At 61.4% G+C, this 22,939-nt stretch carries 20 protein-coding genes; 4 read left to right on the top strand and 16 right to left on the bottom strand.

Annotated elements, in window-relative coordinates; translation table 11 throughout:
• Positions 1 to 41: 41 nt before the first annotated feature.
• From L0U82_RS00170 to L0U82_RS00155, 4 genes are read right to left on the bottom strand one after another with little or no spacing between them, the layout of a single operon-like run.
• A complete protein-coding gene (locus tag L0U82_RS00170) occupies positions 42 to 542 on the bottom strand; it encodes an aromatic-ring-hydroxylating dioxygenase subunit beta (protein WP_233827660.1) in 501 nt (166 codons plus the stop codon).
• Between the two features lie 27 nt (positions 543 to 569).
• Positions 570 to 1,850 carry an aromatic ring-hydroxylating oxygenase subunit alpha gene (locus L0U82_RS00165; protein ID WP_233827658.1) on the bottom strand — a complete coding sequence of 427 codons (1,281 nt, stop codon included), beginning with the start codon at positions 1,848 to 1,850 and terminating at the stop codon, positions 570 to 572.
• Between the two features lie 32 nt (positions 1,851 to 1,882).
• The gene (locus L0U82_RS00160) at positions 1,883 to 3,238 is read right to left on the bottom strand and encodes a metal-dependent hydrolase family protein (RefSeq protein ID WP_233827656.1); all 1,356 of its coding nucleotides are present in this window, start codon (positions 3,236 to 3,238) and stop codon (positions 1,883 to 1,885) included.
• 11 nt (positions 3,239 to 3,249) lie between these two features.
• Positions 3,250 to 3,657, bottom strand: a complete 408-nt coding sequence (locus tag L0U82_RS00155; protein WP_233827654.1) for a RidA family protein — start codon at positions 3,655 to 3,657, stop codon at positions 3,250 to 3,252.
• Positions 3,658 to 3,910: 253 nt separating this feature from the next.
• On the opposite strand from L0U82_RS00155, the gene L0U82_RS00150 reads away from it, so the two are divergent.
• Positions 3,911 to 4,900, top strand: coding sequence for a LysR substrate-binding domain-containing protein (locus tag L0U82_RS00150; RefSeq protein ID WP_233827652.1), 990 nt, complete (start codon positions 3,911 to 3,913; stop codon positions 4,898 to 4,900).
• 596 nt (positions 4,901 to 5,496) lie between these two features.
• Here the strand turns inward: L0U82_RS00150 and L0U82_RS00145 are convergent.
• Together L0U82_RS00145 and L0U82_RS00140 are read right to left on the bottom strand one after the other, a co-directional pair.
• A complete protein-coding gene (locus L0U82_RS00145; RefSeq protein ID WP_233827650.1) occupies positions 5,497 to 7,014 on the bottom strand; it encodes a sensor domain-containing diguanylate cyclase in 1,518 nt (505 codons plus the stop codon).
• A 25-nt stretch (positions 7,015 to 7,039) separates the two neighbouring features.
• Entirely contained in the window at positions 7,040 to 7,330 is a 291-nt protein-coding gene (locus L0U82_RS00140; protein WP_233827649.1) for a hypothetical protein, read from the bottom strand.
• Between the two features lie 472 nt (positions 7,331 to 7,802).
• On the opposite strand from L0U82_RS00140, the gene L0U82_RS00135 reads away from it, so the two are divergent.
• On the top strand, positions 7,803 to 8,390 hold the full coding sequence (locus L0U82_RS00135) for a LysE family translocator (protein WP_233827648.1): 588 nt from the start codon (positions 7,803 to 7,805) through the stop codon (positions 8,388 to 8,390).
• A 105-nt stretch (positions 8,391 to 8,495) separates the two neighbouring features.
• Here L0U82_RS00135 and L0U82_RS00130 read toward each other — a convergent pair whose 3' ends face one another.
• The 8 genes from L0U82_RS00130 to cadR all read right to left on the bottom strand — a co-directional run bounded on the left by L0U82_RS00130 (position 8,496) and on the right by cadR (position 15,710).
• The gene (locus tag L0U82_RS00130; protein ID WP_233827647.1) at positions 8,496 to 9,365 is read right to left on the bottom strand and encodes an AraC family transcriptional regulator; all 870 of its coding nucleotides are present in this window, start codon (positions 9,363 to 9,365) and stop codon (positions 8,496 to 8,498) included.
• Positions 9,366 to 9,475: 110 nt separating this feature from the next.
• Positions 9,476 to 10,270 carry an ABC transporter substrate-binding protein gene (locus L0U82_RS00125; RefSeq protein WP_233827646.1) on the bottom strand — a complete coding sequence of 265 codons (795 nt, stop codon included), beginning with the start codon at positions 10,268 to 10,270 and terminating at the stop codon, positions 9,476 to 9,478.
• Positions 10,271 to 10,463: 193 nt separating this feature from the next.
• Entirely contained in the window at positions 10,464 to 11,618 is a 1,155-nt protein-coding gene (locus L0U82_RS00120) for a pyridoxal phosphate-dependent aminotransferase (protein ID WP_233827645.1), read from the bottom strand.
• A gap of 416 nt (positions 11,619 to 12,034) precedes the next feature.
• Positions 12,035 to 13,084, bottom strand: coding sequence for a virulence RhuM family protein (locus L0U82_RS00115; protein WP_233827644.1), 1,050 nt, complete (start codon positions 13,082 to 13,084; stop codon positions 12,035 to 12,037).
• Positions 13,077 to 13,271 (bottom strand): hypothetical protein, encoded by a 195-nt coding sequence (locus L0U82_RS00110; RefSeq protein ID WP_233833356.1) that lies wholly within the window; start codon positions 13,269 to 13,271, stop codon positions 13,077 to 13,079. Before L0U82_RS00110 ends, L0U82_RS00115 begins: the two co-directional genes overlap by 8 nt.
• Positions 13,272 to 13,440: 169 nt before the next feature.
• A complete protein-coding gene (dbpA, locus tag L0U82_RS00105; RefSeq protein ID WP_233827643.1) occupies positions 13,441 to 14,856 on the bottom strand; it encodes an ATP-dependent RNA helicase DbpA in 1,416 nt (471 codons plus the stop codon).
• Between the two features lie 48 nt (positions 14,857 to 14,904).
• On the bottom strand, positions 14,905 to 15,105 hold the full coding sequence (locus L0U82_RS00100) for a hypothetical protein (protein ID WP_233827641.1): 201 nt from the start codon (positions 15,103 to 15,105) through the stop codon (positions 14,905 to 14,907).
• 173 nt (positions 15,106 to 15,278) lie between these two features.
• Positions 15,279 to 15,710, bottom strand: a complete 432-nt coding sequence (gene cadR, locus L0U82_RS00095; RefSeq protein WP_233827639.1) for a Cd(II)/Pb(II)-responsive transcriptional regulator — start codon at positions 15,708 to 15,710, stop codon at positions 15,279 to 15,281.
• A gap of 80 nt (positions 15,711 to 15,790) precedes the next feature.
• Here cadR and L0U82_RS00090 point away from each other — a divergent pair, with 80 nt between their 5' ends.
• Positions 15,791 to 18,463: an HAD-IC family P-type ATPase gene (locus tag L0U82_RS00090; RefSeq protein WP_442793589.1), complete on the top strand. Its 2,673-nt coding sequence runs from the start codon at positions 15,791 to 15,793 to the stop codon at positions 18,461 to 18,463.
• Between the two features lie 18 nt (positions 18,464 to 18,481).
• Here L0U82_RS00090 and eutC read toward each other — a convergent pair whose 3' ends face one another.
• Together eutC and L0U82_RS00080 are read right to left on the bottom strand one after the other, a co-directional pair.
• Positions 18,482 to 19,300 carry an ethanolamine ammonia-lyase subunit EutC gene (gene eutC / locus L0U82_RS00085; protein WP_233827638.1) on the bottom strand — a complete coding sequence of 273 codons (819 nt, stop codon included), beginning with the start codon at positions 19,298 to 19,300 and terminating at the stop codon, positions 18,482 to 18,484.
• On the bottom strand, positions 19,297 to 20,691 hold the full coding sequence (locus tag L0U82_RS00080; RefSeq protein WP_233827637.1) for an ethanolamine ammonia-lyase subunit EutB: 1,395 nt from the start codon (positions 20,689 to 20,691) through the stop codon (positions 19,297 to 19,299). Before L0U82_RS00080 ends, eutC begins: the two co-directional genes overlap by 4 nt.
• A 496-nt stretch (positions 20,692 to 21,187) precedes the next feature.
• Between L0U82_RS00080 and L0U82_RS00075 the strand changes: the two genes are divergently transcribed.
• Positions 21,188 to 22,075 (top strand): AraC family transcriptional regulator, encoded by an 888-nt coding sequence (locus L0U82_RS00075; RefSeq protein WP_233827636.1) that lies wholly within the window; start codon positions 21,188 to 21,190, stop codon positions 22,073 to 22,075.
• The last annotated feature ends 864 nt before the right edge of the window (positions 22,076 to 22,939 follow it).

Genomic DNA, 22,939 nt, shown 5'->3' with positions numbered 1-22,939 from the left:
TTGCGCTGCGCGCATTCCGTTACGCGCAGCGGCTACCGTTGTTAAAACGGCTGCGTCAGCATCGGAAAACTGGCCTCGCAGTTGGTCAGTTCGACGCGCTTCTGGACGATGAGAAAGCTGTCTCCCCGAACCCGCAGCGTATGGATATAGTTGCCCCCGAACGTGCGACGCTCCGCACCGCGACGATCTTCCAGCATGATGAATTTCGAGCGAACCCTGTAATCTCCGGAGTCCGCCGCCCGTGACATCACGCGCAGACCGGAAAGCACGCGCACGCACGCCGAGGGCGGCTCCTGGCAGTGGATCATGCTGTGTTTCAGACGCTCGATGCGCGTCTTCATCGTGTGCCTGTCGTCGAAGTACAGCGACACGGTGTTGTTCCAGTCCTGCTGACCGGGCTGCGACGGCGCCCAGTACACGCCATCGTCGGCGTACAGTTCCTGCCATTCGTCGTAGCGTCGTTCGTCGAGCAGTGCGGCCTCGTCTTCAACGAAGGTACGCAGCTTGTCGAGCGTGGCGGCATCCAGCGTTGCGTTGTCCATTTAATCTCCTTGTTGCGAAAATTCTGTTCAGGCGCCCATCAGGTCTCGCCACGCAAAGTGCTTTGCGCGCTGCCCCACCTCGCTGGAACGTGCGCCGAACAGCACTCCGTTGCCTTCGTCCACTTCGCTGCCGATGCCGCGCGCCACGAGGATATATTCGCCACCCGTCTGCATGCCGCGCTGACAACGTTCGAACGCTTCCATGTCGTCCGTCTGGATGAACGACGACGCCGAGTGGGTGATGTTCACGAACCGGACGATATCCGTGGAGATCACTTCGGGCGCACCCTTCAATTTCACCGGCCAGATTTCGACCTCGGTTAAATCGACGGCAATCGGCTTGACCACACGCACCGACGTCTGCGCGATCAGTATGTCGAGCGTCGGAAAGAGCGTCAGGCTATGGCGGACGTTCTTCAGGATCTCGACGGTGCGCGCTTCGCCGTAAGCCGCCACCATCTGTGCGCGGTATTCGTCCCAGTGGCCACCCTTCTGCTCCTTGTCGAACAGCGACTGCTCGGAGCTATGGCCGTTTGCGTAACCGCGCACGCCAAGCTGCGACACGATTGCTTCGCCGTTTTCGGCGAAGAAAGGCGCCCTGCCGCCCTCGGCGCCCGCCCGGCGCTGGAACTGGCGACCATCCGGGCCCACCGTGGAACCGTGGCACGCCGCCGGGTGGTAGGTGTCGGCCATGTTGTCCATTTGCAGCTTCCAGTTGCCCTTGAAGTAGTAACGGTGGCAACCCGAACCGAACTCCACTTCGCCGACCGGCGAGCGATTCACGAGTTCGTCGATCCCGCCGCGTGCTTCGCCGAGGAAGTCCAGCAACGGCATCACCTCTTCGTTGAACGACGCGAAGACGAAACCGCGATACGACTCCACGCGCGGCACACGCAACATGCCCGACTCGGGTTCTTCCAGGCACTGCTGCGGAAAGTCCTGCTTCATCGGCACGCCGGCCAGATCGCCATTCAGGCGGAAACCCCAGCCGTGGTACATACAGAGAAACGCGCGCGTATTGCCTCGCTCTTTCGCGACGACCTGGGCGCCACGGTGGCCGCAGCGGTTTTGCAGAACGTAGACCTTGCCATCGGTGTGACGCGACAGCACGACGGGTTGACCGGCCATCGTGGTGCTGTAGTAATCGCCCTCCTTCGGTACGAGACTTTCGTGGCCGACATACACCCAGACCTTGCCGAAAATCTTTTCCTTTTCGATTTCGAAAATCCGCGGGTCGATGTAGTAATCGCGATGGACACGATCGCTCCTGATCAGCCCTGCCAGATGTTCCTTCGAGTACTTTTCCATGTTGTGTTTCCTGAATGCGAAAGTGACATGCCTTACGCCAGAAGGCGTCCCGTCCCAGTGTCCTGATCGTATTGATACAAACCGTTGAGAAAGATCTTGTGCTTCTCGTAGTGCATCACCCGGCGCGGCTGCGCCGGCGTGCGGTCCACGGGCTTGCCGCCCTTGAAAATAAAGTCGAACCTCGAAGGCTTTTGCAGCACGGTGATGTCCACGGTCGGATCGCCGTCGATCACCAGCAGGTCCGCATAGCGGCCCGCTTCCAGCTTGCCCACCTCGTGACCGAAGCGGCGCAACATGCGAGTGGCGCCCAGCGTGCCGGCGTGGATCGCTTCCAGCGTCGAGAAACCGAAATCCTTCACGAAGATTTCCATCTCCCGCGCGTGCCAGTGACCGTACGGAATCGGCGACCAGCCGCTTTCGGATCCCTGTACGAACGGGATTCCCGCGCGGTACGCGCGCGGCAGATTCGTTCGCGCGGCTTCGTACTCGCGCTGCAACGCATCCATCAGACCACTCTGCTTTCCGTCGCAGGCTTCCAGAATGTTGGTCAGCAGCGGCAGCGTCGGACAGATGATCGAGCCGCTTTTCAGGCACGCTTCGATACCCTCTTCGTCGATGTACGACGCGTGGTAGATCACGTCGAATCCGGCTTTCGCCGCCGCGATAATGGCATCGCGTGAGCGTGCGTGAACGTTGCACATCCTGCCGAGCCGGTGGGCCTCTTTCGCGATCAAGACGAACTCTTCATCCGTGAACGCCGCACCGTCGAGCGAATCCGGCGTAATGAGCGAGTCGTTCGAACCGGACACCTTGATCGCATCCACCCCGTCTTTCACCTGATAGCGAATCATCTTCACGATGTCGGACGCGCTGCCCACCAGCACGCCCGCTTGCCCGGGCGGAAACTCCATCCCGTTCGGAAACGAGTCTTCCAGCCCCTGGTGCGATGTAAGTTGCTTGCCGCTCACCGCAAAACGTGGCCCCTCGTACATACCGCTGTCGATCGCATCGCGCACTGACTGGGCGATGTTGTACGTCGTGGCTGCGTCGAAGGCGCTCGTCACGCCAGCCTGCAACACCTTCCGCGCGTTCCACGCCGCCTTGAGCGTGCGGAACTCCACCGGCGTGTATAGCGCGAGTTCTTCTTCGGATCGCGCTTCGCCGAACGAGATGTGCGTATGGCCGTCGATCAGGCCCGGCATGACCGTGCGGCCGGGCAGATCGATGCGCTCCCAGTCTGGGCCCGCATACTGCTGCGGCAGCGCATCGCGCGATCCGACCCAGGCAATGCGCTCGCCTTCCGTCACGACGCATCCGCGTTCCAGCGGCGCGTCGAGCGAGCCGAACACCAGCTTGCCTTCGAGAACGCGTCCTTTGGTTTGTTCCATACCGCCTTCCCTTATTTCACCGCGATCGCCTGCACCTCGAGGCGAAGCGTATCGACCACGAGACGCTGGATGATCAGCAGCGTATTGGTCGGGTAGTCGCCACTCGGGAACAGATCCTTGAACCTGCGTTCACGCCATGCCTTGTAGGGTGCGATGTCGTCGGCGCTCACCAGGTAGGAGGTGAATTGCGCGACGTTCGACCAGTTCGCGCCCGCATGACTCAGCGCCGTTTCGATGTTCGTGTAGACCTGCTCGCACTGGGCCTCGAAATCATCGACACCGGCAATCGAACTGTCTTCGCGCGTCGCGACCTGGCCGGCGACGAACACGATTTCCTGCGCCGCTTTCGCTCGTGCGATCTGTGAATAAGGCGCGAAAACGGTACCCAGTTCACGCGGCGATATGAATTGCAGATCCATTGCTTCCTCTCCGTGCTTTTCAACTTCCGAATCCGGATATTCCCTAAATCAGGGCTTGCCTCCCCAATCGCGGGCTGGCTTCACCATACCGGGGCAGTTCAGGGAAATCCCTTGGCGAAATAAGGGTTCCTGATTTGGTTGAAAGGATGCTATCGGCACAGAATTCGACCGTCACCGGATATAACTTGCGATGCAAGTTGAGAAAAAGTAAAGTGACTCACATTCAGATCACCTTGTGCGGCGCAGGAAAAGCATGCAACGGATACCGAACCCCTCGCTGAATTCGCTCAAGGCGTTCGAGTCGGCCGCACGGCTTCTGAGCATCAAGAAAGCAGCGGCAGAGTTGAACGTGACGTCCGCCGCAGTCAGCCATCAGATTCAGCAGTTGGAGGAAAATCTTGGGGCAGCCCTTTTCTACCGGCGCTATCGCTCGATCGAAATGACCGAATTAGGGCAGATGTTTTTCATGCATCTGCGAGACGGCTTCGAAAAAATTTCTCAAGCGGTCGAGATAGTCAACAGCCACCGTGGGCATGGCGTTTTATCGGTCGACGTACCGCCGTCGTTTTCCTCGCAATGGCTAATGCCGAGACTCCATAGTTTCGTCATGGAGCACCCGGAAATCGATGTCCGGGTTTCAACGCGAATGCGGCAATTCACGAATTTAACGCGCGGATATCGCGGCGACGTTCAGACCGTTCTCAATTGGGCGAGCGAATCGGATATCGTGATCACATTCGGTACCGGAAACTACCCGGGAATGAATGTCACGAAATTGATGCCGCTGTATGTGACACCTCTGTGCACGCCGCAGCTTTGTGACACGCTGCAGAAGGTGGAAGATGTTGCAAATCACACGCTGCTGCACGATGAACGCGGTCTGCTCTACGAAAATGAATCGTTCTGGCGCATGTGGCTACGTCAAGCAAAGGTGGACGGCATCAACGACGGGGACGGCCCCCACTTCACTCACGCGGCGCTCGCGATCGAAGCGGCCGTCGCAGGTCGCGGAATCGTCGTGACCACGCCGATGCTCGCATCCAGCGCGATCAAGTCCGGCCAGCTCGTCGAGCCTTTTAAAGTGCGCGTACCGTTGTCAGGGACCTATTGTGTGGTGAGCCGTCCTGAAGTTTCGCGTCGCCCTATCGTCATGCAATTTCGCGAATGGATTCGCAAGGAGGGCGAGCAGCAGGCCGACGCTGACTCGGTCCCATCTGCCCACGAACGACACCATCGTGCCTGAGGACGTTCATCGTGTCTTAGACGTCGAGGCTCCGGCGTCGGCAGACTGCGATCGAGCGTGATCCGCCTCGCCACTGTGGGCATTTCCAGGACGGGTAGCGCTGAACATCGCAGTACGGGAAACCCGCTAGCGGCACGGCCCTCGACGCGGTCGGTGCCGTATAGGTTCCGATATGAGTGTCGAGCTGTTCTGGCCACGTCGACCCATCGGAAATGTCTGCGCCAACTAATCGAACGTCTGACACTCGACGACGTTAACCCAGACGCATTTGGCTGCCGCGGCTCGGAGGAAAGCCCGTACATCCGGCAGCAAACCGCTCGCGGAGCGCGCCATCCAGTGCAGCCCGGCGGGGAATGGAATTGCATGGCTCAGCCCGTCAGTGCGTATGCCCGTCGTTACGGTTTCCCTTGTTAAATCAAGGAATGTCCTCCAGTAACCTACGGGGCGCTTGGTTTAACTCTTAATCCGTAGGTCGAGTGTTCGAGTCACTCACACCCCACCAAAAAATTCAAAGGGTTGCACGCGAAAGCGCCGCAACCCTTTTTTCACTTCCGCGCACAAAATCAAAAAAGAAAGAGACCGCCAGCAACCCACCTTCACCCCACCCCCATCTGCGCAACCACATTCCTCCCCCGCGCCTTCGCCGAATACAACGCCTCATCCGCGGCCCGAATCACCACGCTGACGTCCGTCTCCATATCCGGCCACCAGGTCGTCGCGCCGATGCTGACCGTCACGCGACCGAACTCGCAGCCCACGTGCGTGATACCCAACCCGCCAATCGCGACCCGGATGTTCTCGGCGACCACCGCAGCCCCCGCCGTATCGGTGTCCGGCAGCACGACGATGAATTCCTCGCCACCGTAGCGGCCGACGCAATCGGCCGGTCGCAGGATCACTTTCCTGATGCAGCACGCGACCTCGATTAGCGCGACGTCGCCGGCCTGATGGCCATAGGTATCGTTGTATGCCTTGAAGTGATCGATATCGACGAACAGCAGCGACAGCACGCTGCCCGTGCGTCGCGCGCGCAACCATTCGCGGTCGAGCGTTTCGCACAACGCGCGACGATTGGGCAGATTGGTGAGTCCGTCGGTGCCGGCGAGCCGTTCCAGTTCCAGCTCCACTCGCTGCCGGCGCCGCAGCTCGGCGGCCAGCCACGCCGACAGCACCACGACGCCGATGCCGAAAATGAACGTCAGCGAACCGATCACGACCGCGCGTTCCCACCAGCTCGCGTAGATATCCGCGGTGGACTCGGCGATCAACACGATCAGCGGCAATCCCTGAATCCGTCTGAACGAGTAAAGCCGCTCGGTGCCATCGAGCGGCGAGTCCGCGACAAAACTACCCTCGTCCTGCGCGAGCAGTTTGTGGAAAAACTGCGTGTTGTTGATGTTGCGCCCGCTCAGATTCTGACCGTCCGGCCGGCGCACGATGATCGTGCCATCCGTTCTGATGACCGATACCGAGCCATGCTGCCCGAGCCTCAGATCGGCGAACAGGCTCGTGAAATAGCCTTCGTCGATGCCCAGCGCGACGATGCCCGCGAACGAACCGTCGGCGCGCGACAATCGCCGGCTCAACGCGATGCTGCGCGAACCCGGTCTGAGCCGCGAAGTGTAGGGCGCGCTCACATCGAGCCCGAAGTCAGGATCGTCGCGATGAATCCTGAAGTACGGGCGATCCGACAGATTGCCGCCAAGCCCGGCGTCGTTTTCCGAATCCATCACGACGTTGCCGCCCGCGTCGATCACGACCATCGCGCCCACGTACTGTCCGGTCGCCGCGCGATCGAACAGGATTTCGCGCCGCAGCCGCGGCGAATCGAGCACGCCCGGCCGCGCGAGTCCGTCGGCGACGGCCTGCAGCGACAGCGCGTACAACTCGAAATTGCGCGCGATGTCGCGTTCGGTGATCGTCGCGACATCGCGCGACGAATCGAGCGCGCGCGACATCGCATCGTTGCGGCTCTGGTACAGCGAATAGCCGCATAAGCCGAGCATCGCCAGCACCACGCAGCATCCCGCGTAGACGATGCCGTGGCGCGGCATCCGCAGCCTGCGCGCCCGTGCCATTAGCACACGGCGGATGCCCGTTGTCTTCGCGCTCATGTGCTGTGCGTATCCCACGCCGGACTCAGTTTGTCGAAGTGCGCACTATTGCCGCCTGTTGGGACAGAAGACTCAGCAAATAGCGGATCGTATTGCTATCTTCGTCGGACAGGTCTTCGAGATGCCAGCATTCGAGATCGAGCAGATTGTCGTGCAGACGATTGAATGCCGACGGCGTCGCGTCGATAAGCGGCCAGCCGTGCATCAAATAGGCGAGCGGAATCACGCATCTACGCTCGCACCAACCGTCGAATAACTCGAGACACAGCTCGTTCAATTCGTCCGCGACCTTCTGCCTGCTTGGATCGGCAACCACATGTGCTCCCGTTCATCCATTCAACCGGTCGTTTTTCTAAAAAAATCGCGCCGGCAAATTTACGCTGATGCAGAACCATTCGATGCAGATTCGACGCCACTGTGCGCTCACCCGCGTCTGAGCGCCCGCCGCGGTCATCATCCGGGGAGATACACTAACAGAAAGCTCCCCCGATCTGTTTAACGGTCAAATTAATTATCACCTTTATAGGGGCATTTCATAGGTTTCTTCTGCGCGCATTTAATAGATAATCTAAAGGAGCTTGAACCGATAACGTTTGCGCGAATACCACGTCCAGATTGCGTTAATGGTCAAGGGCTTATTCAGTTAATTTTTTGTGAATAACACGCGCGGATTTTTCGGTTTGCCGCATGCGTGCTTCGCTGAGCAATTTCCTTCAATACATCGTCCGTCGGTCTCGCTACCGTTGAGTCTCGCAATCCTGTTGCGCTCACACGTACCGAGGCACCCGATGACCGCATTACTTTCGATGGCAGCCTTCGCGCTTGCCTGTTCGATTTCCCCTGGACCGGTGAACGTCGTCGCGCTCAGCGCCGGCGCGCAGCACGGGCTCGCCGCGAGCCTGCGGCATGTGACCGGCGCGACCGTCGGCTTCACCGTGCTGCTTTTGCTGATTGGTCTGGGTTTGCATGCATTGCTCACGCGTTTTCCGAATCTGATCGATATCGTCAAATGGGCGGGCGTCGGCTTTCTGCTTTATATGGCCTGCAAACTCGCGGTCGATAACGGCCAGCTCGGTGCGGACAAGCCGGCTCGCGGACCGTCGTTCGCGCATGGCGCGGCGATGCAATGGCTCAATCCGAAAGCATGGCTCGCGTCGCTGGCGGGCATGGGCGCGTATGCGGCCAATGGCGACGGCAAGCTCGTCTGGCAATTCGCGGCGCTCTACTTCGTGATCTGCTATCTATCGATCGCGAGTTGGGCGTATGCCGGCACCTTTCTGCGCAAGTATTTGCGCGACGCGAAGCGGGTCAGGCTGTTCAATCGCGTGATGGCGGCGCTGCTCGCGGCGAGCGCGCTGTATCTGCTGGTGGAGTGAGGCGGGAGGAAGAATGCACTGGGGTGTTGCCAGGCGTCCGTCGCGCGAACCTTCAACGGACTGATTCCCGCGCGGCGGCTATGCGCCGCGGCAAGCGCCGCGTGCTCAGTTGCGATACTGCCCCGGCGTCGCCGCGACGAGCCGCTTGAAGGTCCGCTGCAGATGCGCCTGATCGGCGAAACCGGCGTCGAGCGCGACATCGGCAATCAGCCGGCCGCGCCGCAACTGCGCGCGACTGTACTGGATGCGTCGATTGATCAGATACGCGTGCGGCGTCATCCCGTAGCGTTGCTTGAACGCGCGAATCAGATGCGACGCGGACAAGCCGGCCGCCTCGCATACGTCGTCGAGTTTCAACGCGCGCGTGCAATTTTCAGCGATGAATTCAGCGGCGCGCGCAAGCTGGGTACTCGCATCGCGCTCGGGCACGCGCGCTGGATTGAGCTTTTGCTGCAAGTCGGAGAAGAACGTGATCACCGCGCTTTCCCGGCGCAATGTGCCGGTTTGAGCGTCTGCATTTTCGTCGGCAAGGATTGCGCACAGCCGGTTCACGCCGTCGAACAATGCCGCATCGAGCGTCATGATCTGCGAGAACGCGCGAAACGCGTGATTCTCGCTGAAGCCAAGTTCGTGCTGCAGCTTCGTCAACCACGCGACGTCAACATGCAGCATCCGATACGACCAGCGCTCGCCGGCCACTGGATTGCACGCGTGGACGTCATCGGGGTTCATCAGCACAACCACGCCGGCGCCGATCCATTCCTTCGCGTGGCGATTCAGATAGACGCTGCGGCCGCCGGTGACAGCGCCGATCGAAAAGGTTTCGTGCGAGTGTTTGGCGTAGCAGACGTTGCGGCCATCGTCGATGGAACGCGCTTCGATGAACGGCAGTGCGTCGCTACGCCAGAAGCGCGGCGCGGCTGCGTTTTTTGCTTCGCTTTTCGTTTCGCTTGCCGCCTCGGTGCTCCTGCTCATGCGCCCTCTCCGGTGGATCCGCCGGCTTCGACGTCGTGCCTCGCTCGCGAAGCTTCTGTATCGTAGCCGTCAGCCGGATGCGCAACAAGCGAACGAGCGGTGCGGTCCGGTTACTTCGCGCTGACGTCGATATTGCCGAGATACTTTGCGGCCAGCGCCTTCACGGTGCCATCGGCCTGCACTTTCGCGATCGCGGCATTCAACTGATCGCGCAGCGCGGTATCGCCCTTGCGGATGCCGTACGCGATGCCGCTGCCGAGAATCTTGTCGTCACGCACCGGCTGGCCGACGAATGCATAGTCCTTGCCTTCAGGCTTCGATAGAAAACCGGTCTGCCCCGCAGGCGCGAGCACCAGCGTGCCATCGAGACGCCCCGCCGTCAGATCCGCATACACCTGATTCTGGTCCTGATACGGCATCACGCTGACGCCGGCCGGCTCCCAATGCACCTTCGCGAAGGTCTCCTGAATCGAGCCCTGCAACACGCCGACGTGTTTGCCCTTCAGCGACTCCGGTGTCGGCAGCAGACCGCTGTCGCGCCGCGCGATCAGTTGCGTCGGCACACGATAGACGACCGTCGTGAAATCGATCGCCTGGCGGCGCTGCTCGGTCGCGTTCATCGCCGAATTGATCGCGTCGAACTTGCGACCTTGCAATGCGGGAATCAGGCCGTCGAACGACGTTTCGACCCACTTGCACTGCATGTGCGCGGCCGCGCAGACCGCGTTGCCGACGTCGATATCGAGCCCTTGTAGCTGGCCGCCCGGGCCTTTCGATTCGAACGGCGGATACTGCGCTTCGAGTCCGAAACGCAGCGTCGCGGGCTCGGCGGCGCTGGCGGAAAACGATGCCGCGAGCGACGTGCATGCGCAGGCGAGCGCCAGCAGAGACTTGAGCAGCTTCATAACAGATCCCTTCTCTCGGTTCGAATGCTTTGGTGACTTCGCTTCGGTTGGCCTCAGTGGGCCTCAGTCGGCTTCAGTTTGTTTCGATGACGTCGAATGCCCTGTCACGCGCGACGATCCGTCACGCATAACGACGCGACGATCATACTGCGTCCAACCGTGAAGCTTTAACAGGGCTTACACGGATGCACGCTCAGATCTCGCACAAACGCCGCGCGCCTTCGAGCAGCGTCGCGTCGTCCTTCGAAAAGCACAGGCGGATCAGCCCGGAATCCGTGCCGTCTGTATAGAACGCCGACAGCGGAATCGTCGCGACGCGTGCATCGCGAATCAGGCGGAGCACGAAATCGCTGTCGCTTTCAGCGGAGAAACCGCGGAAGCGCGCAAGCATGAAGAAGCTGCCTTCGCTCGGCAACAGCTCGAAGCGCGATTCGCGCAGCGCATGCGCGAGCAGATCGCGTTTCTGTTGATAGAAGCCCGAGAGGCCGAGATAGCTTTCGCGATTCGCGAGTGCTTCGGCGAACGCGTACTGCATCGGCGTATCGGCGGAAAACACCATGAACTGATGGACCTTGCGGATCTCGTCCATCAGCGCGGCGGGCGCGAGGCAGTAGCCGACACGCCAGCCGGTCACGTGATACGACTTGCCGAACGACGACACGATCACGCTGCGCTCAGCCAGCTCCGCATGGCACGCCATGCTCTGATGCTTCTCGCCGTCGAACACCACGTGCTCGTAGACCTCGTCGGCCAGAATCACGATATCGGTGTTGCGCGTCAACGCTTTCAGCCGCTCGATATCGGCGTCGCTGAAAATCGTCGCGGTCGGGTTGTGCGGCGTGTTGATGATGATCATCCGCGTCTTCGGCGTGATCGCGGCGGCCACTTCGTCCCAGTTCACGCGGAAGTCGGCGAGCGACAGCTTGATCGCGACCGGCGTCGCGCCCTGCAAGCGCACGATCGGACCGTAGCTATCGAACGACGGCTCGAAGTAAATCACTTCGTCACCGGGATGCACGAGCGCGCTGATCGTCGAATAGAGCCCTTCGCTCGCGCTGCCCATCACGGTCACTTCGCTGGCCGGGTCGTAGCGCGTGCCGTACAGCGTTTCGACCTTCTCCGCGAGCGCGTCGCGCAGCGGGGCGATGCCGGCCATCGGCGCGTACTGATTGTGGCCGGCGCGCATCGCCCGCGTGACGCCGTCGACGAGCTTCGGGTCCGGCGCAAAATTCGGCGCGCCTTGCGACAGGTTTAGTGCATCGTATTGCGCGGCCAGTTGGCCGATCACGGTAAAAATGGTGGTGCCGACGTCCGGCAGTTTCGAGCGGGCTTGCATGGCGCTCTGCATAAGACTTTCTCCGTTTCTTCAGCCGGCAACGGCCGCGCGAACGGCGGCTGCGGGCGGGTCCTTCCAGTCTGGTGATTAAGCATCAGCCGAAGAACCGCTACAAACGAATCTTTGTCATGCGTGTCATGCGTTTTCGTCATGGCTTGCTCGAAGCCACCTGGCGGCGGGCGCAGCCGGTCCGGTCACGGCTTTAGCGGACGCGAAGGCCGGCCTGACGAATGCAGAAAACGGCAGAGGTATGACGGAATGTGATGCGGGGCGCGCGGATGTGGAAACGGCCGCGAGTGCGGCCGTTTTGCTAGTTATCGGAGTTCGCGAAGCTCTGGCTTCAGGGTCCTTAAAGTTGTAGCTCGACAAACAGACGGAGAATTAACGACGCTTCGGTCATGACGCCAGGACGCAAGCGCCTCCAACCCTTAGGCATGGTCCTTTCCGCCTTTGCCGCTTTTGCGCCGGCTACTGATTTGCTTCTCCACCTGCTCCAGTTCGCGCATCTCCGCGCGATCCGCCTCAAGCGCTTCATCCTTGCGCCGTGCCGCATCAAAGGTCTCATAACGCTCATGCGCGATGGTAGTCATGGCTTGATGGCTCATGCGACCGGGCCCTTGCAGCACGGCCTGTTCATTGAAGGTCATGAAGCTGTCCACATAGACCCGCCAGTCGGCCATGCGGAGGTCCTTACGTTGCATCGCCCGCAGTTCGGCAAAGTCGAGAAACATGCTGACGATGCGGTTGAGATGATCCAGCTCTTCAGCATTGAGGTAGTTCTTGGCCACCGTCACGTCACCTTTGCGCACGCGCCCGCCTTTCCATGAGGTGAGTGCCATGTTGGGTTGGGTGGGATCGGCGCGCCGAACGATCAGTTCGGCTGCTGTCTCTCCTGTCACGGCGAAGAACATCTTGTTCTGAACTTCGGCGAAAAAGAGGCCGGTGGCGTGCGCATCGTCGGCATAGTCCACCGAAAGGGCCAGCAGGTCGCGCACCTTTTGGTAGAAACGCTTTTCGGACGAGCGTATGTCGCGGATACGTTGCAGCAGCTCGTCAAAGTAGTCCCAGCGGTCGCCGTTCTTGAGGCGCTCGTCATCCATGACGAAGCCCTTGACCAGGTACTCTTTCAGATTGGCTGTTGCCCACTGGCGGAACTGCGTGCCGCGCGGCGACTTTACCCGGAAGCCGATGGCCAGGATCATGTCGAGGTTATAGAGCTTGACCGTTCGACGCACCTGCCGGGAGCCCTCCGTTTGAACTATTAAGTCATTTTTAATAGTTCGATTTTCGGTCAACTCCTGCTCATCGAGCACGTTCTTGATGTGAATATTGATGTTCGCGACAGAAGTCTGGAACAGTTCGGCCAGTTCCGCCTGACTCAGCCAGACGCTGCCATCCTCGGCTCGAAGGAAAAACTGAGCCGCCCCATCCTCGGTCGCATACAGCACCAATTCCGCACGAGGCCTGGATTCACTCATAGCCAGGTTCCTTCGGATAGCCCGCCATCTTTTCCTCCAGCACGGCCAACTCTGCCTTGAATTTCAGACGCTCCTCCCGCATCGCTTTCAGATCGATGGCCTCTATCTCTTCGAACGTATCCACGTAGCGTGGGATGTTCAGGTTGAAGTCGTTGTTCGCCAGTTCGGCCACGCTGGTAGAGCGCACCTTTGGCTGGATAGTCTGCTGGCGTCGCCTGGTGCGCGCTTACGAGCAACGCACCGACCTGTCCGAAGCAAGGATTCATGTCGCTATGGGAAGCCTCTTGCTACATAGAACGCCCATCCGTGATTTTTCAAATGGGCTCTTAGGGTCCTCATAGGATCCTTAGGACCGGTCAGAGATCGTCCATCAAACGCACCTTGACCTTGCGGCCCTTCAGCTTGCCCGCGCTGAGCCGGCGCACCGCCTCGCGCGCGATGCTGCGCTCGACCGCCACATAGGTCGACATATCGGTCACGTTGATCTTGCCGATCTGCGAGCCTTCGAAACCGGCGTCGCCAGTCAGCGCGCCGAGCACATCGCCGGGACGGATCTTGTCCTTACGGCCGCCGAGGATTTGCAGCGTTTCCATCGGCGGCAACAGCGGCCCGTCGCTCGTCGACTTCAGTTCGGCAAGCTTGTGCCATTCGACGTCGCGTTTCTGCGCCTGTTCGATCCCGCCGACCCGGCCCATTTCGTCCATGCTCGCGAGGCTCAGCGCCCAGCCGTCCTGATCCGCGCGGCCGGTGCGGCCGATGCGGTGCACGTGGACTTCCGGATCCGGCGTCACGTCGACGTTGATCACCGCTTCCAGTTGCGCGATATCGAGACCGCGCGCGGCAACATCGGTCGCGACCAGCACCGAGCAGCTGCGGTTCGCGAACTGGATCAGCACCTGATCGCGCTCGCGCTGATCGAGTTCGCCATGAAGCGCGAGCGCGTGAAAGCCCTGCGCGCGCAGCACGTCGAGCAGATCGCGGCACTGCTGCTTGGTGTTGCAGAACGCGATCGTGCTGACCGGCCGGTAGTGGTTCAACAGCAAGCCGACCGAATGCAGACGCTCGTCTTCGGTCACTTCATAGAAGCGCTGACGGATCTTGCTGTCGTCGTGCCGCTCGGCCAGCTTGATCTCCTTCGGGTTGCGCAGGAATTGCTGGCTCAGCTTCGCGATGCCTTCGGGGTAGGTCGCGGAAAACAACAGCGTTTGCCGCTCTTTCGGGCATTGCCTTGCGACTTTCGCGATGTCGTCGAAGAAACCCATGTCGAGCATGCGGTCCGCTTCGTCGAGCACCAGCGTGTTCAGCGAGCGCAACACGAGCGTGCCGCGTTCGAGGTGATCCATGATGCGGCCCGGCGTGCCGACCACGATATGCGCGCCGTGTTCGAGGCTCGCCGTCTGCGGACGCATCGGCGTGCCGCCGCATAACGTCAGCACCTTGATGTTTTCTTCGGCGCGCGCGAGGCGGCGGATTTCCTGCGTGACCTGATCGGCGAGTTCGCGCGTCGGACACAGCACCATCGCCTGGGTGTCGAAGTTGCGCGAATCGAGGCGCGCCAGCAGCGCCAGCGAAAACGCCGCGGTTTTGCCGCTGCCGGTTTTCGCCTGAGCGATCAGATCCTGGCCGGCGAGCGCGACCGGCAGGCTCGCGGCCTGGATCGGCGTCATCTCGACGTAGCCGAGTTGGGTGAGGTTCGCGAGCGTGGCGGGCGGCAGCGGCAGTGTGCTGAACGCGGCGCCAGCGGGGGTCGGACCGGTGGAGGGACTATTCATGGGGTTGTCTTGGGAAACGCGGTCGGGGAGCTCGATCGGGAAGCTCGGTTACTCAGCCATCGGGCCTTGTTCGGGGCGGCCGGGCAGTTGTTCGTACAGCACGGCGCCGTCGTCGTCTTCGAAACGCTCGACATAGTTGCGCGCGCCGCACAGCGGGCAGCGGAACAGCAGCCCCTGGCCTTCGTTCTTGATGACGACGTCGGATTGCTCCCACTGCGAGCCGCAGGACTGGTTTCTACAGGTGAACACGTTGATTCTCCAACTGGAATGCTTTCGATGATCGGGTGGCAAGGTCGCACGCGCGGCCTTGCCATGTAGGGGTAATTGTTGCTTGCTGCACGTCGACCTGCGACTGCTTCGTTTTAGCTGCGAGTAGCGGCGCCTGACCACCAACCGCTTGCGACGCGCCGGCCGCCGTCGCGTCAGCCGAGATGCGTATGTCGCGGACGCGGCACCGCCACATCCATATCGGTCAGGCCGTGGACGATTCCGCAGTCCTCGACCGGATGCTCGCCGTGGCATTGATCGCGCAGCGTGGTCAGTTGCGCTTTCAGCTGTTGCAGCTCCTCGATGCGCATGTCGACGTGCGCGATGTGCTCGTCGATCAACGCGTTGATGGCGCCGCAGCCGTTCTCCGGCGCGTCGGTCAGACGCAGCAATGCGCGAATTTCGTCGTGAGTCATATCGAGCGCGCGACAGTTGCGGATGAAACGCAGGCGCTCGACGTGCTTGGCCGTGTAACTGCGGTAATTGGCTTCGGTGCGCTCCGCCTCGGGCAGCAGACGCTCTTTTTCGTAGAAACGGATGGTTTCGGTCGTGCAATGGGCGATTTTCGCCAATTCACCGATTTTCATGGACCCTCCCTCCACTTGGCCTTGACCTTGTAGTGGCTTCAAGGTGTTTACTAGACCACAAATCGTACGAGGAAGCCACTATGCCTGATGTTCGCGGACCGGAAGTTGATCGTTTGGAGACGGGGGAAAGTCGCGCGCCGGGGGATGAGGGCGGGCGTGCTCATGAACCCGGCTGCGCACATGAACACGGCGCCGGCCATGACGACCACGGTCGCCCGGATCACGCGCATGGGCTCGACGACTCGCAAGGACACGGCTGCTGCCACGGGGGCGACCACAGTCGCCCGGATCATGCGAGCGCGCTGGACGACGCGCACGAACACAGCCACGGCAACCACGAACACGCATCCGGCGACGGGGAAAAGCACGGCCACGATCACAGCCCCTCGGTCCACGACCATGCTCAAGACGCCTGCTGCGGCGCCTCTGCCGCCGCACCGATCCCACTCGCGCTGCCGCGCTCCGAAGCCGTCGGCGGCGACCTGCGCACCGCGATCCGCATCATGCAGATGGACTGTCCGACCGAGGAAGCGCTGATCCGCAAGAAGCTCGGCCGCATGCCCGCAGTGCGCAGCATGGATTTCAACCTGATGCAGCGGGTGCTGACCGTGGTCCACGCACCCGACGCGCTGGAACCGGTGCTCGCCGCGCTGCGCTCGCTCGACTTCACGCCAGAGCTGGCCTCTGACGGCGCCGATGCAAACCGGCCCGGCGCATCCACAGCCGCCAGCGCGCCGCCGAAGCCGTGGTGGCCCTTGATCGTCGCCGCCGTTGTCGCAGCGACATCAGAAGCCGCTAGCTGGCTCGGCGCTTCCACCTGGCTGGTCGCGGCTCTGGCGATCGCCGCGATCGCCACCTGCGGGCTCACGACCTATCGCAAGGGATGGCTCGCGCTGCGCAATCTGAACCTGAACATCAACGCGCTGATGAGCATCGCGGTCACCGGCGCGGCGCTACTCGGCCAGTGGCCCGAAGCGGCGATGGTGATGGTGCTGTTCACGATCGCCGAGTTGATCGAAGCGAAATCGCTCGATCGCGCGCGCAATGCGATCGAGGGGCTGATGCAACTGACGCCCGAACAGGCGAGCGTGCAGCAGCCCGACGGCACGTGGCTGCCCGCGCGCGTCGACACGATCGCGCCCGGCGCGCTGGTGCGCGTGAAACCGGGCGAGCGGATCGCGCTCGACGGCGAGATCGTCGCGGGTCGCTCGAGCGTCGATCAGGCGCCGATCACCGGCGAAAGCCTGCCGATCGATAAAGCCGTCGGCGACGCCGTGTTCGCCGGCACGATCAATCAAAGCGGCTCGTTCGACTATCGCGTGACGGCCGCGGCGGGCAATACGACGCTCGCGCGCATCATTCACGCGGTCGAGGAAGCGCAGGGCTCGAAGGCGCCGACGCAGCGCTTCGTCGATCAATTCGCGCGCGTCTATACGCCGATCGTGTTTGCGATTGCGCTCGCCGTCGCGGTCGTGCCGCCGCTTTTTGGCGGTGCGTGGCATGAGTGGATCTACAAGGCGCTGGTGCTGCTGGTGATCGCGTGTCCTTGTGCGCTTGTCATTTCGACGCCGGTGACGATCGTCAGCGGGCTCGCGGCTGCCGCGCGCAAGGGGATTCTGATCAAGGGCGGCGTCTATCTTGAACAGGGCCGCAAGCTCAGCCGGCTTGCGCTCGATAAGACCGGGACGATTACGCATGGGAAGCCGGTGCTGGTGGGGTTTGAGGTAGTTGCCGATGCGGTTGGTGTTGTTGCTGGTGTGGGTGCGGATGTGGGGGGTGGCTCTGTCGATAGCGGTGGCGGTGCTGCTGCCGGTGCCGGTGCCGTCGGCGGTGTCAGCGACTTGCGCGTTCGCGACAGTATTCGCGGCGAACGCGTCGTAGGCAACGCGAGTACCGACAAGGCCAATGCCCTGCACTACCGCACGCTCGCGGCCAGCCTCGCGGGCCGCTCCGATCATCCGGTGTCGATGGCGATTGCCACTGCCGCTAACAACGACAGCATCCAGCACATGCAAGTCGACACCTTCGAAGCATTAGCCGGCCGCGGCGTACGCGGCGACATCGACGGCGCCGCCTACTGGCTCGGCAATCACCGTCTGATCGAAGAACTCGGCCGTTGCTCGCCGCAACTCGAAGCGCGCCTCGACGCACTGGAAACGCAGGGCCAAACCGTCGTGATGCTCGCCGACGCGCAACGCGTGCTGGCGCTGTTCGCGGTCGCCGACACGGTGAAGGACACGAGCCGCGCCGCCGTCGCCGAATTGCGGCGGCTCGGCGTCGGCACCGCGATGCTGACCGGCGACAACCGCCACACCGCCGAGGCGATCGCGCGCCAGGTCGGCGTCGATGAAGCGCGCGGCGATCAGTTGCCCGAGGACAAGCTCGACGCGGTCACGCAATGGTCAGCGGCTGGCGCGACGGTCGGGATGGTCGGCGACGGCATCAACGACGCGCCCGCGCTCGCGCGCGCCGACATCGGCTTCGCGATGGGCGCGATGGGCACCGACACCGCGATCGAAACCGCCGACGTCGCGTTGATGGACGACGACCTGCGCAAGATTCCGGCGTTCATCCGGCTCTCGAAGGCGACGCATGCGGTGCTGGTGCAGAACATCGCGCTCGCGCTGGGGATCAAAAGCGTGTTTCTCGTGCTGACGCTGATGGGCCTCGGCACGATGTGGATGGCGGTGTTCGCGGATGTCGGCGCGAGTTTGCTGGTGGTCGGGAATGGGTTGCGGTTGTTGCGGAAGTAGACGCGCCGGCGAGCCGATTCAGGTCGGCGCCGCGCTGGAATCCGAGTCGTCGCTCACCGACGGATGATGCGCCGATGTGCTTTCCAACAGCGCCTCGCTATCGTCTTTCAACCCGACACCAGTCAAACCAAGCTTGCGCGCCTGCGTCAGCAGATAGTGCAGCTTGTGCGCGGCCAACGGATAGTCGAGCCCTTCGGGGCGCACGTTCGAAATGCAGTTGCGCTGTGCGTCGCTGCAACCCGTTTTCGGCGCGTACGTGATGTAGATGCCGAGGCTATCCGGCGAGCTCAAACCCGGCCGCTCGCCGATCAGCATCACGACGATTTTCGCGTTCAGCACCTCGCCGATTTCATCGCCAAGCGCGACGCGCGCCTGACGTGCGACTATCGCCGGGCCGATGTTCCAATCCTCGAGTTCGAGTTTGGGTCTCACTGCCTGCAGCAGCGGAACCGCCTGCTTCGACGCAGCGAACGCCGACAGACCATCACCGATAACGAACACCACATCGACAGCTCGTGCGGGCTTTTGCCTTTGCGCGAGCGCTCGACGGCTCTCATCCGACAGCCGCCGCCCCATATCAGGCCGCCGCAAATAATGCTCGCGATCCGGCGCCGCGCTATGCACGTCGATCGATTCAATGCCTTGCGCACGTAACGCGTCGTGCAGCGCCTGCGCATCGAGCGGATGATGCACCGCGTCGCGCGCCTGCGCATGCGCGAGATTGAACGCGAGCAACGGCGCGGTCGGCAGACTATTGCCCGCGCGTCCCAATGCAATACGAGCCTGGGTGAACTGGCGCAGCGCGTTCCACGGATCTTTATCGAGCGAGTCGTTCATGCGATCCCCATCCAGTCGCGCGCGCCTTCGAGCAGCGGTTGCCGCGCGGATGCGCCGAGCAACGCGCCGCGTGCATCGATGATCTGCATCGACTCCAGCCATTCCTCGAACTCGGGCGCGCGGCGCAAGCCGAGCACGTCGCGCACGTACAGCGCGTCATGGAACGACGTGCTTTGATAGTTGAGCATCACGTCGTCGGCGCCCGGCACGCCCATGATGAAATTGATGCCCGCGACGCCGAGCAGCGTCAGCAGATTGTCCATGTCGTCCTGATCGGCTTCCGCGTGGTTCGTGTAGCAGATGTCGCAGCCCATCGGCACGCCGAGCAGCTTGCCGCAGAAGTGATCCTCGAGACCCGCGCGGGTGATCTGCTTGCCGTCGTACAGATACTCGGGGCCGATGAAACCGACCACCGTGTTCACCAGGAACGGCTCGAACTTGCGCGCGACCGCATAGGCGCGCGCCTCGCAGGTCTGCTGATCGACGCCGAAATGCGCATCCGCCGACAACGCGCTGCCCTGCCCCGTTTCGAAATACATCAGATTGCCGCCGACGGTGCCGCGTTTGAGCGAGCGCCCCGCGTCGTACGCTTCCTTCAGCAGCGCGAGCGAAATGCCGAAGCTCGCGTTCGCTTTCTCGGTGCCCGCGATCGACTGAAACACCAGATCGACCGGCGCGCCTTTTTCGATCGCGGCGAGCGTGCTGGTGACGTGCGTGAGCACGCACGATTGCGTCGGCACCTGATAGCGCTGGCGGAATTCGTCGATCATCAGCAACAGCTTCGTGATCGCGGCGAGATTGTCGCTGGCCGGATTGATGCCGATCATCGCGTCGCCGCAGCCGTACAGCAGGCCGTCGAGCATCGACGCGGCGATGCCTTTGACGTCGTCGGTCGGATGATTCGGCTGCAGACGCACCGACATGCGGCCCGGCAAACCGACCGTGTTGCGAAAGCGCGTGATCACCGGACGTTTACGCGCGACCGCGATCAGGTCCTGGTTGCGCATCAGCTTCGAGACTGCGGCGACCATTTCGGGCGTGAGGCCGTTTTTGATGCGTTCTAGTGCGGCCGTATCGGTCGTGCTGTTCAGTAGCCAGTTGCGGAAGTCGCCGACCGTCAGATGCGCGATTTCGGCGAAGGCCTGCGCGGAGTGATCGTCGATGATCAGGCGGGTGACTTCGTCGCTCTCGTAGGGGATCAGCACTTCGTTCAGGAAGGTGCGCAGCGGGACCTCGGCGAGCGCCATCTTCGCGGCAACGCGTTCCTCTTCGCTCGCTGCAGCGAGGCCCGCGAGCTGATCGCCGGAACGCGGCGGACTGGCTTTGGCCAGCAGGGTTTTCAGATCGGCGAAGCGGTAGGTGCGGCTGCCGATCGACTCGGTGTAGGTCATGGGTGCGGCTCCATTGCTTCGCTTGAGGCGGGGAGGAATGGGAACGGCGGGGTGGTTGTTGCCTGGGTTGCTGGGGTTGCTTTTGCGATTGGTGTGGGTCACACGATAGCGCCAAATGGCGGGGGTGTCATGGGGAGTCGGGTTTGGGGTTTTGTCGGGTTATTGGTTGGTTGATGTCGGGTGCTGGCTGTTCGCTGTTGGCTGTTGGCTGGTGGTTGATGGGCGCGGTTGATTGCGGTGGCGGTTTACCGATGTGGGGTGTTGTCGGTGCCGTGCTTGCTGGGTTCGGCGTGTTTGGTGTGTTCGGTGCTGTCGGCGCGTTCGCGTTGTGAGGATTTAGCGGGGTAGCTGGATCAGCGGGCGCTTAATTCGTTTTGTTTGTTTGCCGTATGGTGAGCCGGATCGCCAGATTCGCAGAAATTGGTAAACGGCGGTCCGGCTCCTGCGTGCTACTTTGTTTGCATGCTTACGCGGCAATTTCCTTCTCGGTCCCGTCATGAACGAATCGGCTCATCGGACTCGCTACGAAACGCGGCTGGCTCGCGTGCTCGACCATATCTACGATCACCTGGACGAACCGCTCGACATTGGACGGCTGGCGGAGATTGCGTGTCTGTCGCCGTATCACTGGCACCGGATTTATCAGGCGATGTATGGCGAGACGGTCGCGACGACGGTGCGGCGTTTACGGCTGCATCGCGCGGCGGGGTATCTCGCGAATAGTTCGATGTCGATTGCCGAGATCGCCGAGCGCTCGGGCTACAGCAGTTTGCAGTCTTTTTCGCGGACGTTTCGCGCGGTGTTCGGCGTGCCGCCGGCGCTGTATCGCCGACAAGGCACGCATAGCCGGTTCCGGCCGGCGCTTTCAGGAGACGATCAAATGTCGATGATGCGTGAAGTGACGATTCGTTCCGTGGAGCCGATGGAGGTGGTGTCGGCCGATCACGTCGGGCCTTATATGCAGATCGGCAAGGCGTTCGATGCGTTGTTCGGGTGGCTTGGGAAACACAATCTGCTGGCTGGTGAGATGCGGATGATTGGGGTTTATTTCGATGATCCGGGGGTGGTTGAAGAGGAGGCTTTGCGGTCGAAGGCGGCGGTGTTGTTGCCGGGGCGGGTGATGGATGAGGTGCGGTCGGCTATTGCTGTTAACGCTCGCGATGGGGTTTCTTTCACGCCTGTACGCGGTGGGGAGTATGCGGTGTTGCGGCATGTCGGGCCGTATAGCGATATGCGGGCGGCTTATGAGTGGTTGTATGGGACGTGGCTCGTGCAGTCTGGACGGGAGGCGGCGGATGCGCCGGTGGTTGAGGAGTATTTGAATAGCCCGAAGGAGACGGTGCCGGCGGAGTTAGTTACGGAGATTTGGTTGCCGTTGGGGTGACGCAGTTGGCGGTGCTTGGTTTGCCTGGTTGCTTTGGGTTTGGCTTTTGGTTCGTTCGTTGTTGCTGGTGCGCTGGTGCTTTGTGCGTATACGTTGCGCTGGTAGTTAACGCTGGTTCTGGTTTTTATATTCTTTGTATATGTATACGTAGTAATAGTTAACAAGGCGGCCTGTTCGCTGTGGATAACTTCGAAGTTCGTTTACGGATCAATGGGCTGCCGAATCGATAACCTTTGGGAGCACTCGCGGATAGAGGAACGGAGCCTGGGAGAATTTTGGGACGGTCGGTATACGGGCCGGCTTTATTAAGATTTCGCCCACAGTGAGTTGGTCCTGTTTTACACGGGTTGTCCAGAGGAGGATGTGGATAAGTTGGATTCGGCCGAAGGGTAGGTACCGCGATGGTTGGATGGTGAATTCGGACAGTGCGGGCGGTCGTCCTTTGGTCATTAACTTTAATTTTAACCCTTGAAAATAGGCATTTTTGCGATACCCAGGGTGGTATTCTATTGATTCGATACGTCGATTTTTGAGGCACAGTTAAGCGAACGATGGGCCGCTTTGGGCAAGGTGTGCGGTGTGATAGGACCGGTTCTAACCGATGCTATTGGTCTCGCCGTTTCGCAAATTCAACTCCATGAAACCTTGTCGTCGCGGCGTCCGCGCGAAGGAATTCGCTGACCGGCGACGACGCTTGTTGTTGGTCCTGAAGCGCGAGACTTTGACTTGGATGAACGCAGGTCTCGTAAGACGAGGACGCATTAGTTGCAGACTGTGTCTGCAGATGCCAGAGCAACAGCAGCTTGTGTGCACGAAGTGCTTGCTGCGTTGATTTTTGGAATCGGATGACTGTTGGTATTGGAC

Origin of the sequence: Paraburkholderia sp. ZP32-5 (assembly GCF_021390495.1) — a bacterium.
Lineage (GTDB): Bacteria > Pseudomonadota > Gammaproteobacteria > Burkholderiales > Burkholderiaceae > Paraburkholderia.
Note: the sequence above shows the minus strand (reverse complement) of the source record. Positions and strands in the feature narration are given on the sequence as shown.

Excerpts from the sequence above, each read along its gene's own strand:
- L0U82_RS00170 (WP_233827660.1), bottom strand. The coding sequence starts at position 542 with ATGGACAACGCAACGCTGGATGCCGCCACGCTCGACAAGCTGCGTACC.
- L0U82_RS00165 (WP_233827658.1), bottom strand. The coding sequence starts at position 1,850 with ATGGAAAAGTACTCGAAGGAACATCTGGCAGGGCTGATCAGGAGCGAT.
- L0U82_RS00160 (WP_233827656.1), bottom strand. The coding sequence starts at position 3,238 with ATGGAACAAACCAAAGGACGCGTTCTCGAAGGCAAGCTGGTGTTCGGC.
- L0U82_RS00155 (WP_233827654.1), bottom strand. The coding sequence starts at position 3,657 with ATGGATCTGCAATTCATATCGCCGCGTGAACTGGGTACCGTTTTCGCG.
- L0U82_RS00150 (WP_233827652.1), top strand. The coding sequence starts at position 3,911 with ATGCAACGGATACCGAACCCCTCGCTGAATTCGCTCAAGGCGTTCGAG.
- L0U82_RS00145 (WP_233827650.1), bottom strand. The coding sequence starts at position 7,014 with ATGAGCGCGAAGACAACGGGCATCCGCCGTGTGCTAATGGCACGGGCG.
- L0U82_RS00135 (WP_233827648.1), top strand. The coding sequence starts at position 7,803 with ATGACCGCATTACTTTCGATGGCAGCCTTCGCGCTTGCCTGTTCGATT.
- L0U82_RS00130 (WP_233827647.1), bottom strand. The coding sequence starts at position 9,365 with ATGAGCAGGAGCACCGAGGCGGCAAGCGAAACGAAAAGCGAAGCAAAA.
- L0U82_RS00125 (WP_233827646.1), bottom strand. The coding sequence starts at position 10,270 with ATGAAGCTGCTCAAGTCTCTGCTGGCGCTCGCCTGCGCATGCACGTCG.
- L0U82_RS00120 (WP_233827645.1), bottom strand. The coding sequence starts at position 11,618 with ATGCAGAGCGCCATGCAAGCCCGCTCGAAACTGCCGGACGTCGGCACC.
- L0U82_RS00115 (WP_233827644.1), bottom strand. The coding sequence starts at position 13,084 with ATGAGTGAATCCAGGCCTCGTGCGGAATTGGTGCTGTATGCGACCGAG.
- dbpA (WP_233827643.1), bottom strand. The coding sequence starts at position 14,856 with ATGAATAGTCCCTCCACCGGTCCGACCCCCGCTGGCGCCGCGTTCAGC.
- cadR (WP_233827639.1), bottom strand. The coding sequence starts at position 15,710 with ATGAAAATCGGTGAATTGGCGAAAATCGCCCATTGCACGACCGAAACC.
- L0U82_RS00090 (WP_442793589.1), top strand. The coding sequence starts at position 15,791 with ATGCCTGATGTTCGCGGACCGGAAGTTGATCGTTTGGAGACGGGGGAA.
- eutC (WP_233827638.1), bottom strand. The coding sequence starts at position 19,300 with ATGAACGACTCGCTCGATAAAGATCCGTGGAACGCGCTGCGCCAGTTC.
- L0U82_RS00080 (WP_233827637.1), bottom strand. The coding sequence starts at position 20,691 with ATGACCTACACCGAGTCGATCGGCAGCCGCACCTACCGCTTCGCCGAT.
- L0U82_RS00075 (WP_233827636.1), top strand. The coding sequence starts at position 21,188 with ATGAACGAATCGGCTCATCGGACTCGCTACGAAACGCGGCTGGCTCGC.